Origin of the sequence: Candidatus Angelobacter sp. (genome assembly GCA_035607015.1) — a bacterium.
GTDB lineage: Bacteria > Verrucomicrobiota > Verrucomicrobiia > Limisphaerales > AV2 > AV2.
On the sequence record DATNDF010000022.1, the window covers coordinates 1 to 13,340 of the forward strand.

General features: G+C 59.0%; 12 protein-coding genes and 1 pseudogene. 4 read left to right on the forward strand and 9 right to left on the reverse strand.

Going from position 1 to position 13,340, the window contains the following annotated elements; genetic code table 11:
* Positions 1-152: 152 nt before the first annotated feature.
* Positions 153-1,145 carry a protein-methionine-sulfoxide reductase catalytic subunit MsrP gene (gene msrP, locus VN887_00885; GenBank protein HXT38555.1) on the reverse strand — a complete coding sequence of 331 codons (993 nt, stop codon included), beginning with the start codon at positions 1,143-1,145 and terminating at the stop codon, positions 153-155.
* A gap of 132 nt (positions 1,146-1,277) precedes the next feature.
* On the opposite strand from msrP, the gene VN887_00890 reads away from it, so the two are divergent.
* Positions 1,278-1,760, forward strand: a complete 483-nt coding sequence (locus VN887_00890; GenBank protein HXT38556.1) for a hypothetical protein — start codon at positions 1,278-1,280, stop codon at positions 1,758-1,760.
* Between the two features lie 77 nt (positions 1,761-1,837).
* Here VN887_00890 and VN887_00895 read toward each other — a convergent pair whose 3' ends face one another.
* A complete protein-coding gene (locus VN887_00895) occupies positions 1,838-2,536 on the reverse strand; it encodes an SGNH/GDSL hydrolase family protein (GenBank protein HXT38557.1) in 699 nt (232 codons plus the stop codon).
* Between the two features lie 94 nt (positions 2,537-2,630).
* Here VN887_00895 and nadC point away from each other — a divergent pair, with 94 nt between their 5' ends.
* Together nadC and VN887_00905 are read left to right on the forward strand one after the other, a co-directional pair.
* Positions 2,631-3,485, forward strand: coding sequence for a carboxylating nicotinate-nucleotide diphosphorylase (nadC, locus tag VN887_00900; GenBank protein ID HXT38558.1), 855 nt, complete (start codon positions 2,631-2,633; stop codon positions 3,483-3,485).
* 39 nt (positions 3,486-3,524) lie between these two features.
* Positions 3,525-4,502, forward strand: a complete 978-nt coding sequence (locus VN887_00905; GenBank protein HXT38559.1) for a biotin--[acetyl-CoA-carboxylase] ligase — start codon at positions 3,525-3,527, stop codon at positions 4,500-4,502.
* Positions 4,503-4,695: 193 nt separating this feature from the next.
* Here the strand turns inward: VN887_00905 and VN887_00910 are convergent, their stop codons facing one another.
* Positions 4,696-6,072 carry an NAD(P)/FAD-dependent oxidoreductase gene (locus VN887_00910; GenBank protein HXT38560.1) on the reverse strand — a complete coding sequence of 459 codons (1,377 nt, stop codon included), beginning with the start codon at positions 6,070-6,072 and terminating at the stop codon, positions 4,696-4,698.
* A gap of 618 nt (positions 6,073-6,690) precedes the next feature.
* On the opposite strand from VN887_00910, the gene VN887_00915 reads away from it, so the two are divergent.
* Positions 6,691-7,116: a hypothetical protein gene (locus tag VN887_00915; GenBank protein HXT38561.1), complete on the forward strand. Its 426-nt coding sequence runs from the start codon at positions 6,691-6,693 to the stop codon at positions 7,114-7,116.
* A gap of 120 nt (positions 7,117-7,236) precedes the next feature.
* On the opposite strand, the gene VN887_00920 is transcribed toward VN887_00915, so the two are convergent.
* The 6 genes and pseudogenes from VN887_00920 to VN887_00945 form a co-directional block, all read right to left on the reverse strand.
* Positions 7,237-8,499, reverse strand: a complete 1,263-nt coding sequence (locus tag VN887_00920; protein ID HXT38562.1) for an NAD(P)/FAD-dependent oxidoreductase — start codon at positions 8,497-8,499, stop codon at positions 7,237-7,239.
* A gap of 147 nt (positions 8,500-8,646) precedes the next feature.
* A pseudogene (locus tag VN887_00925) lies at positions 8,647-9,414 on the reverse strand (ABC transporter ATP-binding protein).
* Positions 9,408-10,439: an ABC transporter permease subunit gene (locus VN887_00930; protein ID HXT38563.1), complete on the reverse strand. Its 1,032-nt coding sequence runs from the start codon at positions 10,437-10,439 to the stop codon at positions 9,408-9,410. Before VN887_00930 ends, VN887_00925 begins: the two are co-directional and overlap by 7 nt.
* An 8-nt stretch (positions 10,440-10,447) precedes the next feature.
* The gene (locus tag VN887_00935; GenBank protein ID HXT38564.1) at positions 10,448-11,575 is read right to left on the reverse strand and encodes an ABC transporter substrate-binding protein; all 1,128 of its coding nucleotides are present in this window, start codon (positions 11,573-11,575) and stop codon (positions 10,448-10,450) included.
* Between the two features lie 437 nt (positions 11,576-12,012).
* Positions 12,013-12,732, reverse strand: coding sequence for a response regulator transcription factor (locus tag VN887_00940; protein ID HXT38565.1), 720 nt, complete (start codon positions 12,730-12,732; stop codon positions 12,013-12,015).
* Between the two features lie 317 nt (positions 12,733-13,049).
* Positions 13,050-13,340: type I restriction-modification enzyme R subunit C-terminal domain-containing protein (locus VN887_00945; protein HXT38566.1), on the reverse strand; the 291-nt coding region annotated here is incomplete at its 5' end.

Below are 13,340 nucleotides of genomic sequence, written 5' to 3' on the forward strand. Positions count from 1 at the left end.
CCCCACGCGGCTGATGACTTGCGCCGGAGTCCGTTTGGCCGCCCACGTGGCCTTCTCCCATTCACGCATCTGGGCGACGCTGATGACAGGGACTGGCATCGCTTGATTGGACGCGAGGCTATCCGTTTCGTCACGCGGGCGAAAGCTGAAAATCAAGCCCTGGAGTAAAGCTGCGCGACGTATTTTCCGTATCCATTGTAAAGCAGAGTCTTTACGCGGTCACCCGTGTCAATAATCCGCTCGGTGGCCTGCGACCAGCGCGGATGGGGCACGTTCGGGTTCACGTTCGATTCGAACGGGTATTCCTCCGGTTGCAACGTCTCCCAGAAAGTTCTCGGTTGCTTCGTGATGAATTCGATCTTCACCACGGACTTGATGCTCTTGTACCCGTATTTCCACGGAACCACCATCCGGATGGGCGCGCCATGTTGTTTGGGCAGGGGTTTGCCATAAATGCCGGTGACCATCATCGTGAGCGGATTCATCGCCTCGTCAAGGCGCAGACCCTCGAAATACGGCCACGGATAATTCGGCGCCTCGGCCATTCCGGGAGACTGGTCCGGGCGGTTGAAGGTCTCGAACCGGACGAATTTCGCCTCCGGTTTCGGAACAACTTTTTCGATGAGTCTGGAAAACTGGAATCCGGTCCACGGCACGATCATTGCCCACGCCTCGACGCATCGCATTCTGTAAACGCGCTCTTCCAGTCCGAACATATCCACGAGTTCCGTCGCGTCGAGGGTCATGGGTTTTTCCACCAGTCCGCCGACCTGCACCGGCCACGGAGCAGTGACGAATTTGTCCACATAACGATACACGTCCTTGCCCAGACTGAACTCGTAAAAATTGTTGTAGTGACCCGCGACCTTTTCACTGGTCAACGCCCGGTTGGGATTGAACTCGCCGTTGCGCGGCGCGGGGAAGTTTTTCGAGGGAGTGATTGAAGCGGCGACGCCGTTGGTTCGGGCCGGGGATGCGGGGGCGGCCGAATCCGCCCGGGCCTGGCGGGACAGCGGAACTGCCAGCAATCCCGCGCCCGTGAGGCCGGCCCGTCGGAGGAAATCTCGACGATTCAAGAATGCCTTTTCCGGGGTCACGAGCCGTTCCGAAATGCGCCAATCCGGATGAACGATGATGCTGGCCATGTTGTTAAGATGCTTGAGACCGGAGTTTAATTCAGCAAAATTCTTGTCGTGAGAAGTTCCGCGTGCTGCCGATGCCGCGGCATATTGAACGGGCTGGAGCAGCCACGATCAAAGTTTGAAGGAAGACATGTTATGAAACGCAGGAGAATGGCGGTCATGTTGCTCGTGTCCGGTCTCGCCTTGAGCGCGGGATGTGGAAAAGAAGGGAAAAGTTCGCCGCCGGCGGCAACCAACGCCTCGGCCGCAGGTGTCGAGAAATTGGAAAAAGGCGCTCAGAATGCGGTGGCTACCACGACCACTTATTTGACGCGCGAAAAGGAACAGTTGCAGAAGAGTTTGGCGGACAAGCTGGCGGAACTCGATGAACATCTGTCCCGCCTGAAAGCGAAGTCAGGTCCGGTGGGTAACAGGGCAAGGTCCGAATGGACCAACGCGCTCACGCAGATCCAGCAGAGAAAAGAAGTCGCCGCCAACAAGCTGGAACAATTGAAGAACAGCAGTGCCGACAAATGGCAGGACTTCAAGGCGGCAACCGAGTCCGCCTTTGCCAACCTCGAGAAGGCGATGAAAGATGCTTTTGCCCGCTTCACCGACGACCACAAGGTCGCTCAGTAGCCCGGCGGCTGCCCGCGGGTGCGAATGTGAACGGCATGTTGGTGAGTTCGCAGGCCGGGTGAAATCGGGACACGGTTCTACTTTGCCAATCGCGGCCTGATGATCGAGGTCCACAGCGCATATCCCTTGGCGTTCATGTGCAACTTGTCCTCACCGAACAGTTCTGCCCGCGGGCTGCCGTCTCTCCCGAGCATCGGATTAAAAACGTCAATGTAAGCGAGCCGTTTTTCGTGGTTGCAAAAGTTTTCGACCAGGTTGTTGGCAGCCCGGATTTTTTCCACGAACTGCCAGCGCGACGGGCTTGGCTTGATCGACAGAAACACGATTCGCGCCCGGGGAAGTCCGCCGCGCACTTTGTTAACGAACGCCTTGAAGTCGGCCAGGACCTGTTCCGGTGACCTGCCTGCCGCTATGTCGTTGTCTCCGGCGTAGAGCACAATCACTTTCGGTTTGTAAGGCAACACGATGCGGTCGGCGAAGGCAGTGGAATCGGCGATCTGTGACCCGCCGAATCCCCGGTTGAGAACTTTGAACCCGGGAAAATCCTGCGCCAGGGATTTCCAGAGCCGGATGCTCGAACTGCCAATGAAAAGGACGGCGCCAGTGGGGGGTGGGCTGGTTCTATCGGCGGCCTCAAACGCCCTGATTTCAGACTCCCATTTCGTGGAGCCCGGATTCGTCTGGGCCCGGGACACCTGGTCTGGAACGACGAACACAAGTGCCACCGTGGCGAGCAATTGTATGTGAACGAGCAAACGCTTTGTCGTGGTGTTCATATCTTGCGATTGCGCGCATTGGTAACAATTCGCACTCCGCCGTTCAATGCCGTTTTTGCGTTGCGAATTTGAACGTTGCCACCATGCTGTCCGCATGGAAGCGCTTTCCGCCGAAGAAGTCCGCCGCGCGGTTCAAATCGCTCTTGCCGAGGACATCGGCAACGGCGACATCACCACGCTTGCGATCATTTCGCCCGGCGTGACCGCAAAGGCGACGATGGCGGCGCGCGAACCGCTGGTGGTAGCGGGGTTGGCGCTTGCCGAGGCCGCTTTCCGTGAGATCTCCACGGCGGTCCAAATCGTTCCGGCGGCAAGCGACGCGGACCGGTTGAGTGCGAGCCAGCCACTTCTTCGCATCGAAGGGCCCGCGCAGGCAATCCTGACCGCGGAACGCGTCGCATTGAATTTCATCCAGCGACTGTCCGGCATTGCAACGCTGACGAGCCAGTTCGTTGACGCAATCAAGGGCACCCGCGCGGAGATTCTCGACACGCGCAAAACAACGCCGGGGCTCCGCCGTCTGGAGAAATATGCGGTCACGTGCGGTGGCGGGCGAAATTACCGTCTGGGCCTGTTCGACAACATCCTCATCAAGGACAACCATCTGATGGCGTTGCGCGACGAATCACCGAACGCCATCGCTGTGGCGGTCAAACGCGCCCGGGAGAAATGTCCGCGTCAGAGCATTGAGGTCGAGGTGGACACGTTGGAGCAGGTCGAACAGGCCCTGGAAGCGGGCGCCGACATCATCCTGCTGGACAACATGAATCATGTGCAAATGCGGGAGGCGGTGCAGCAGGCGAGGGGCCGCGCCCGCACCGAAGCCAGCGGCGGAGTGAATCTCGGCACCGTTCGCCAGATTGCCGAAACCGGCGTGGATTTCATTTCCGTCGGCGCTCTCACTCATTCCGCGCGGGCGGTGGACGTTGCGTTGGATTTTGAATTCTGACGCCGTTTCACGAAATTAACAGCGGGGATCTGTTTCATTGTGACCATCGACTCCGAAATCCTGACGGCGTTGCGAAGGGCCGGCGCCGGCGTCCCGGGCACGGAATTGTCGCATCGGCTCGGCATCAGCCGGACTGCCGTCTGGGCGCGCATTGAGGAGCTTCGTTCGTTGGGGTATGACATCGAGGCCAGCCCGCACGCGGGTTACCGGCTGCGCGGCGCGCCCGATGTCCTTCATGCTGACGATTTGCTCTCGCGTCTCGGTAAAGCCCGGGTCATCGGGCGGGACATCCGGGTGTTTGAAAAAACCACCTCCACAAACGACGTCATCGAAAAACTGGCGCGCGACGGCGTCGAGGAGGGAGTCGTCGTGTTTGCCGAATCCCAGACGAAAGGACGGGGGCGCCTCGGCCGCAAATGGATGTCGCCCGCGCGCAAAGGACTTTGGTTTTCCGTGCTGCTGCGTCCGCGGCTCCGGCCGCAGGCTGTCACGCGATTGACCATCGCGTCCGCCACGGCGCTCGTTCGCGCCATCCGCTCTCAAACCCGTTTGGTGCCGACGATCAAATGGCCGAATGATGTCCTGATCGGCGGGAAAAAAATTGCCGGCATCCTGACCGAAATGCATGGCGAACTCGATACCGTGAAATACGTCATCTTGGGGATTGGCGTGGATGTCAATTTGAGCGCAAGCGAGTTTCCCGCCGATCTCCGCAAACACGCCACCTCGCTCAGGATCGCATCCGGGGAATCACCGGATCGCGCCGGATTGGCGACAGAAATCCTGCGCGAGCTCGAACGCGACTACGCCCGTGTCAGCTCTCGCCAGTTCGAGGCTGTGGCAGATGAATGGGAGGAACGGTGCGAAACCATCGGGCGCGATGTCGTGATACGGGTTGGCGACCGCCGCGTGCAGGGCCGCGCCGAATCCCTCGACGCGGACGGCGCGTTGCTGTTGCGCACTCAACACGGTCACCTTGAACGCATCATTGGCGGCGACGTGACGATGGAAAAGTGATGCTGACAAGGAGCGCGACCCCGGCGTCTGTCCCCGTTTTCGCGCAGGCGAAGGGGACCGGCACACGTCCTGCGCGCGGTTCCGACCGAGACTCGCTGCGGGCGAAACTTCCCTGCCTTTGAGACGAACATTCAAAAGCCGCCGCGCTTGATGGGTTGCCCCTTTGCCTGCCTGGAACCACGTTCCAACGTCGCTAAAGCTCGACTGCCCGTTCCACGACCCGCCCGGAGGGTGGCTGGGCCGGTTGCATCGTCGATGGCTTGTCGGGCGGGTCATCAAAACAGATCTTCGGAAGGATGGGCCAACGCGAGTGGATTTTCACAATCCAGAAAAAAAGCCGCATCCGCCAGTAAACCCTCCAACCGCCATCCAGTTCGCCGGCCAGCAGCGCGGTCACCGCAGAGGGAAGATTGAATTTGTTGCGCGGTTCGAAAAACACCTCGATGAACGACCGCGTGTAAAAGCCTTCGACCATTTCCCAGTAGAGCTGCATCGCGCGATGGACGTGGCGCTCATACTTGCGCAGGCGCTTCATCCCGTCGTCGCCGGCGTCCAGCGACTCGATAACCGCCCGGGCAGCGAGTTTTCCGGAATACATTGCCAGATGAACACCCGCCGAAAAAATCGGGTCCATGAAACCGGCCGCGTCGCCGACGCGTATCAGGCGGCGGTTCACAAAGCTCTTGTTGCGGTAGGAGAAATCGCCGGTCGCCTGGATGGTGTTGAGCAACCGCGCGTCCTTCATCCGCTCACGCATCACGGCGCTGGACCGCACGATGCCGTTGAAAACCTCTTCCGGCGGCTGCTTCATGGCCGCAAACTCCGCCTGGTCCATCACGCAGCCGACACTGACCTTTTCCTTCGCGAGCGGAATGATCCAGAACCATTTGTTCTCCAGCCGGACGATGATGGTGTCACCGCGCGCCCGGCCTTCATCCAGTTTCACGCCGGTGAAATGGCCGAACAGGGCGAGTTTTTTCAGGTGCGGGTGGACGACGCGGATGCCCTGCTGATTGCCGGTCAAATTGCCGCGGCCACTGGCGTCTATGAGGAAGCGGGCGCGAAAGGTTTGCACCGCGCCCGTGGCATCGCGTGTTTCAACGGCGACGAAATTCGGTGCCGTGTTGTCAAACCGGGTTACGGTGACGCCTTCGCGCACTTCCGCGCCTGACTTTTGCGCGTGTTGCAGCAACAGATGATCGAACTTTGAGCGTTCGACCTGGAACGCCGTTGCTTCCTTGGTGTAATGTCCGTTGCGAAAAATCAACTTCAGGCATTTGGAACCGTTGCCAACGTGGAATTGCGCGCCGGTCTTGAGGGGAAAACCTTGCTTCTCGAGCGTTTCCAGCACGCCCATGTCCGCAAAGAAACGGCGGTTATAGGGAAGAAGAGATTCGCCAATGTGGAAGCGGGGGAAATGTTCCTTCTCCAACACCAGCACGCGTTTGCCGGCGCGTGCGAGAAAGGAGGCCGTGCTGCTGCCGCCCGGCCCGCCGCCAATCACAATCACGTCGTAAATCTCGTCTGCCATGCCCCAATCAAAAGGGAAAATCAGTTCGCAAACAAGCATGAGGTTTTCTGCCCGCCATTCATAAGAGTTGCGGTCTGGGATTGAGAACAGCAGTTCAGCAGAATGAAAATGCTCGATTATTCTCGATAAAATGCGAGGAATTGTTCCTGCGATGGTGTTATGAACGAAGGGAACAACTACTATGGAAACTGACTTTATTCTCATTCGGCGACGTCCAACACCTGATGAACTTCTCAAGGCAGTAATTCAAATAGTTCCCGAGTTCGCCACACATTGGGAAGCCCCCGACAATTATTTCCGAAATGACGACGGGTCATTTTCGCTGCATGCTGTAATCTTGGAATTGATGAATTACGTTAAAAACGCATTTCGGAACTTAGACTATAACCAACGCCGTTCGCTCGCTGAACTTTTTCAGAAGCATGCCGAAATTGAAATGCGCCTGTACTTAAAGACCAAATCGAAGGAGTACTTTAACATATGGAATTGACGGAGAGCCGTAGCTGGCTGAGCCAATCATTGCAGGCTAAGTGACTCACCGGAGGATATTTGCCAGTTTCGCACTGCTTCTTGAAAAGATAGGGCCAAAGCAGCCATGGAAAACTATGCTTACTCACCTTTGCGCCAGCTCGGCACAAGGAAAACGACCCTGACTACGTGAAGCTAATCAACTATCTGACGAATCTTTCCAAGGGCCGGTTGATCCTTTGGTGCTACTTCATCTGGTATCTGGTCGTCTTAAAGCGCTATTTCGATCCCAGCCCGCGCCTTTGGCTCACGTCGCTGGGGTTGAGTCTGATTATCGGTTTCGCTTTGTTTGTCAGCACTACCGTCGCGGGCGACAAGAAAGTGAAACTGGAACGCTGGCAGGTCATCCGACTGTTCATGATGCCGTTTTGTGTTTCGAGTTTTTCCGCGCTGGTGAAAGGCAAGGGCTTTTTCCTCATTTTCTCGCCCGATCCAAAGGAGATTCTGATTGCCGTCGGCCTTTGCGTGGCGCTGTGCGGAACCGTCGCCTTGCTCAAACGGCGGCAACAAACCGCGCCCGGCGCATTTGGCGAGTCCAAGGCTCCGAATCAATGATCAGCGGATGGCTGGCCGAAGAAGGTTGCGTACCTTGGGGCCGCCGCTCTGCGGAGCCAGGTCAGACCTTGCCGGTGGCGGGGATTGATTCTTTGCCGATGGTTTGCCCGGTTTCCGGCGTTACGTCGGAAGCAAATCGGTGCAGAGATGGGGCCGCCAGGGATGGGCTGGATCGTCGGCAACTACTTTGATCGCCTCTTCCATCTGGCGGAGAATTGGAACGGCGGCGCGGTCGTAAACGTCCCCTTGCAACAGCTGCGTCAATTGCCAGCGCGCTTCCGGCTTGCCGATTAGATCAAGGAACAACGTCGGCAACTGGTAATAAAGGCGGATGAACTCGCGCCAGATGTCCACGCCGGTGCGCACGCTTTTCTCGTAATCGGAAAAACTTGCCGCGCTCACGTCGCCACGCTCGAGCGCGCGGATGACGGCGCCGGCGGCGCGCTTTGCGGATTCCATGGCCACGCTTACGCCCGATGAGAAGACCGGATCAACAAAGCGTGCGGCATCGCCGACGAGCATCCAGCCGTTGCCGGCGAAGCTTTCCATCACGTAGCTGTAATTGCCTTCGCGAGTGAACTCGTGGAGCGGGCGCGCACGGGCCATTCGGCCGGCGAGCGACGGGTGGCTGGAAATCTGACGCGTGAAGAAGTCTTTGGCCAGCTCGCTTCCTTTTACAAAATCGCCACTTTGTGTGACGACACCGACGGATGTGACGCGGCCGTCAATCGGGATGAGCCAGGCCCAGGCACGCGGCATTGGCAGGACGTGAATACGAATGTAATCGGCGGTTTCGGTTGCACCCCGGGCCACGCCATCGAACCAGTTGTGAACCGCGAATTGATTGAACAGCGGGTCGTTGCGCTTCAGGCGCAGTTGCGAACCAAGCACCGTGCCGCGGCCGGAGGCATCCACCACGAGCCCGCAACGAAGCAGCTTTTCCCGGCCGTCCTGCCTGATGCGGACGCCGGTCGCGAAACCGTCGGCGCCGAACTCCACCCGCTCGACCCGCGCGCCTTGCAACACGCGTGAGCCTTTCGACGAAGCGTGTTTCAGCAGCAACTCGTCGAATCGCCCGCGGTCCACGTGATAAGTGTAATCCTGGGAGAGTCCAAGTTCGGGAATTTCGCGGAAACGAATCACGTGTTCTTTGGTGTCCGCCCAGTGGGTCCACACCGCGCCGTGTTTGTGGACGAACCGCGCCTGTTCCATCACGGGCAGGAAACCGATCTCCTGGAAAATTCGCGTCGTTGAACAAACCAATGATTCTCCAACGTGAGCGCGCGGATGAACGGCCTGGTCGAGAATCAGGTGCTTGATGCCGGCGGCGGAAAGGTAGGCACCGAGCGTCGAGCCCGCCGGGCCACCGCCGATGATGATCACGTCGGCGTCCGGCTGCGATGAGCCTGCCCCCGCGGACGCGACCGGGGCAGGCCCGGAAATCTCGTCGGGTCTGTCGCGGGTTGCTTCGTTGAAGTCGCCCGGATTCAGGTGTGAGTGGGTTCCGGCGTCGTTCGTGGCGTTACGCCCGAAGTGGAGGAGTTCCAGGATCTCACTGCGGAGACGGAGGAATTCGGGGCTGTTGCGTTGGCGCGGACGGTCGAGGCCGACGGCAATGATCTGTTCAATCCGGCCGGGGCCCGGAGTCATGATGACGATGCGGTCGCTCATGTAAATCGCTTCGTCGATGTCATGGGTGACCAGGAGCATGGTGGTGCGGCGGTCCTGCCACAGGCGGAGCACCTCATCCTGCATACGCATGCGTGTGAAAGCGTCGAGCGCGCCCAACGGCTCGTCGAGAAGAAGGATTTTGGGATGGTTGATCAGCGCCCGCGCCAGAGCCACCCGCTGGGCCATGCCGCCGGAAAGATGATGAGGGAAGGCATTGGCGAATGCTTCCAGACCCACCAGCCGCATGAACTCGTCCACTTCGTGGCGTTTCTGGTGGAGCACGCCGCGCGCGACCAGACCGGCCTGTATGTTGCGGCGGACGGTCAGCCAGGGAAAAAGGTTGGGATCCTGAAAGACCAGACCCCGTTCGGCACTGGGGCCGGTGATCGGTTCCGCGCCTACCCGAAGTTCTCCGGTGTTGGGCGAATCAAGACCTGCGATGAGGCGAAGCAAGGTGGATTTTCCGCAGCCACTGGGGCCGACGATTGAAATAAGTTCGCCCGCTTCAACAGAGAGAGAGACCGCGTCGAGCGCCTGCGTCCGGCCGTGCGCGCCGTGCGGCGAAGGAAAGTCCTTCCGCACGTCACGAATGTGCAGGGAAGATCCTTCGGTGGCGGCGTTTACCATTTGATCATTCCCTTCTGCCAAACCAGCACTCGGTCGCGCGCTTTGAACAGCAACGTCATGATGGTCGAGAAAAAGGCGGCCATGATGACCAGGGCGGCATAGACCTTTCCGTATTCCGCCCAACCCTGCGCCCAGGCCACGTACCAGCCCAGCCCGGATTTGACACCGACGGTCTCGGCCACGACGAGCGTCAGAAACGACGTGCCCAATCCCATGAACAAGCCGATGAAGATGTTCGGCATGGCGGCCGGAATCGCGACGCGAAAAATGAGGTATGCCTGCCGCGCGCCGAGAGTGCGCGCGACATCCAGGTAGGAGGCGCGCGTGTTGGAGATGCCGGACACGGTCAGCATCGTCACCGGGAACCACACCGCGAGTGCAATCAGCGCCACGGCGGAGAACATCGCCGAGGGAGAGAGCACCATTGCCAGCGGGATCCACGCAGTCGCGGGAATCGGGCCGACGATTTTCAACAAAGGCATCCCCCAATAGCGGACGTGTGCGAACCAGCCGATGCAGATGCCGGTGATCAGGGCGATGACCACTCCCAACGCGTAGCCCGAGAGCAGCAGCAGCAGTGAATGCCACGTGCTGTCGAACAGGGTCGCGCGATCATCCAGAAGACTTTGTAACACGCCGGCCGGGCCCGGAAAATAGGGCAGGGGAAGCAAACGGAAACCGGACGTTATCACCTCCCATAAGCACAGCAGTAAGATAGCGGCCGCAATGATCGGGCACATGCGTTTCATCCACTGGCGAAGCCCCGACCAAAACGGCTGTACCAGCGAAGCCGTGATGGCTGCAACGAGAATCAACCCAAGAAACACCGAGTAGGAGCGCGTTTCCGGAACCGGTTGTTTTGGTGAAACGCAGGCATGAGTCGCGAGCGCGACCAACGCCGTTACCGGCACGGCAAGCAGAATTCGGGCGCGCATCCCTGTTGTCACCGGGGAATCGGCGTCGCCAGACGCGCGCGGCTGCTGCGCGACAACAGGCGTCTGAACCGGCGGCTGGGTTTCTTGCATGGAAATATCTATTGAGTGGGTGGAGGCACAAGACAGGCCGAGCAGAACGGGTCAGAGGGGTCAAACTTCGCGTAGCTGCGAACATCCTCACGCAGCGAGGCCTGACCGCCGGGGACCTTTTCGACCTGAAGCGAGTTGAGCCATTCGTCCGTAACACCGTCCAGATGTGCGAACGCGCGCCGGGCCAGGTCATCCACATCGGTGGAGGGGCTGAGCATACCTGCGTTCTTCATTTCGGAGGACGCGAGTTTGACGGCGGTCTCGGCTCCGGAAACGCTCGGCACATAGCGCAGGTGTGAGATCGCAATCGTGTTCTGCTCGGAGTTCGAAGCGAGATATTTTTTTTCCACGGACAGCTTCGCCGCCGCCGCCGGGTTGGTTTCAACCCATTTGGCGGCCTTGAGCAGGGCTCGAGTGGCTGCGGCCGCCGCCTTTGGATTTTTCGCGAGAAATTTTCCGTTTACCAGCACGGCGCAACAATACTCGGTGCTGTAGGGCAGATCGGCCGCCTGGTCCGCGATGTTTCGGACCTTGCCCTGCGCGATGAGCATGCTGCCGATCGGCTCCGAGTCGGCCACCGCATCCACGTCTCCCTTGTCCAGGGCCAGTCCCAGTTCACCCGCTGGAAACACCAGCCAGGTGATTTCTTTGCCGGGATCTATTCCATTTGCTCCGAGCACGCGGTTGGCAAAGATGAACGGCGGTGTGCCCATTCCCGGCACCCCGATTTTTTTGCCGCGCAGATCTTTTATCGAGCGGATATTCCCGTTCAAGGGCGCCTGGACACGCAGGCACCCGCGATGAATGCCGCCGGTGAACTTCACGTCCAGTCCTTGCTCAATGGGTTTCAAAAAATACATGATCAGGTGATGGGTCACGTCGAACCCCCCAAGCGCAAGCACATCCTTGTAATTCGCCCACTCGCATTTGACGAGCGACACATCCAGCCCTTCCTCCTTGAAAAAGCCCTTTTCCACGGCGGTGAAAATGGGCGCTTCACACGTCAGGCCGATATAACCGACGCGAATCTTGGTCAGGCCGCCTTCCTTGGCGACAGGTTTTTTGCCGCACCCGGTCAGGAGCGCCATGCTGAACGCAGTCGCCACGATCAATCCGGTCGTTGGGCTGTTTCGCATCTCGGGGATGGGGTTGACGCTGATAATTTGTTAAACGATCTCGAGCGAGGTTTGGCGCAACATCGTGGTCCGCGTTCCGGAATTCCCCGGCCAAACCGATGCGTGCTTCGGGCTTCCGCCCGGACGCGGCGCCGCGACCGTGGAGGTTTCCGGCACCCCCGCCCGTGAGACAGTTTGTTCCTGTGCCATAAGGACTATTCAATAAGTGCCGTGCGATGATTTGTCATCAAAAAAGTATGTATGCGTATTATTTATCCCGGCCCTCCCGGCGCTCCGCCGACAATCAATCGGCGAACTGCAGCCGCGGATCGGTCTCCAGCAGCGCTTTCAAATTCGGCCATCGCGCCCCGTTCGTTTCATAAAGCGCGCGCCGATAAACGACGACGACATCCGCTGATTGGCGCCCGTGCACTGGTCGATGACGCCGCTTACGCCCGCTATTCCAGGATGATGGGACCGCTTATCGCGGAAGCCGATAAACAGTAGCCCTCGCCGCGGATTTTCTTGAGCCACTTCGGCCGCTCGCCGTCGTCCCCGAGTTTTTTCCTCAAGCGATAGATGTGCGTGTCCACCGTGCGCGTGGTGGGAAAATAGGTGTAGCCCCAGACGGAGTCGAGAATCTGTTCGCGGGACACCGGTTTGCCGGCGTTTTTCGCGAGCAGATCCAGCAGCGCAAATTCCGTTTTCGTAAGCTCCAGCGGCGCGCTTCCGCGCGTCGCCGTCCGATTTTCCAGGTTCACCCGCGCGTCGCCGAATGTGAGGATCAATTTTTTCTGGTCGCCCCGCTCCTTGCGGCGGAGCAGCGCTTTGATGCGCGCGAGAAGCTCGCCGCGATCAAAAGGCTTGGGCAGATAATCGTCCGCCCCGGTGTTCAACCCCTTGATCCGGTCCGCCACGTCCTTTCTGCTCGTGAGCATGAGAATCGGATGGGGGAAATGCAGCCTTCGCAATTCGGCGCACACCGCGATGCCGTCGAGCCCCGGCATTTCGATGTCGAGCGCCACCAGGTCGGGTGTTTCGTCCAGCGCCATTTTGAGTCCGCGGTCGCCGTTCGTCGCCTCCAGCACTCGGTAGCCCTCCCTTTCGAGGCAGGCCTTCACGAATTCCCTGAAGTCGGCATCGTCATCCACCAATAATACGCGTGGTCCGAAACTCATGGGCTTCTTCCGTTGTCCGGCTGCGCTGCAACGATCGTTGGCAGGAAATCCGGCGTAAAGCGATGATTTTCCAGCGTGGCTCTTGAGTGCCTCCCGTTACTTTTTCGGTTTTCCGGCCGGACCTCAGGAAACGACAGCTCGGCCAGGAGTTGGCGCGGGAAGCAGACAGGATGAACAGGATTTACCAGATGCAACGGGCGTTCAGCGTTGCCTCCAATCTTCCCTCCTGCGAATCCTGTAATTCCGTCCTCACAATGCTCCTTTGAAGGCGCGCTCGGGTTTTTCGGCAAGCAGCTGTTTCTCGCGAGTTGGCATGACTATGCTACGGCCCGCGCTCGGACTTCCGAAAGCAATGCAACCAATTCATCGATCTGTGAGGAGTTGAAAATTCCCTCCGGGCCTTGCGGATTCAAATCGGTAAAAGGGGATTCGTAAAGTAACTCAGGCTTCATTACCCCGTGCTCTGTCAGGTGATCAATAATCAAGTTCACGAACTCGATTTGATTCGCGGTGAGTGTCTTTCCCGCAAGGAAACCAGCTAGAGCCAGTTTTGCCGCCTCGCGATCCAATCCAACGAGCGATCGCACAAAGAGTCCGAGTCCGTTGCT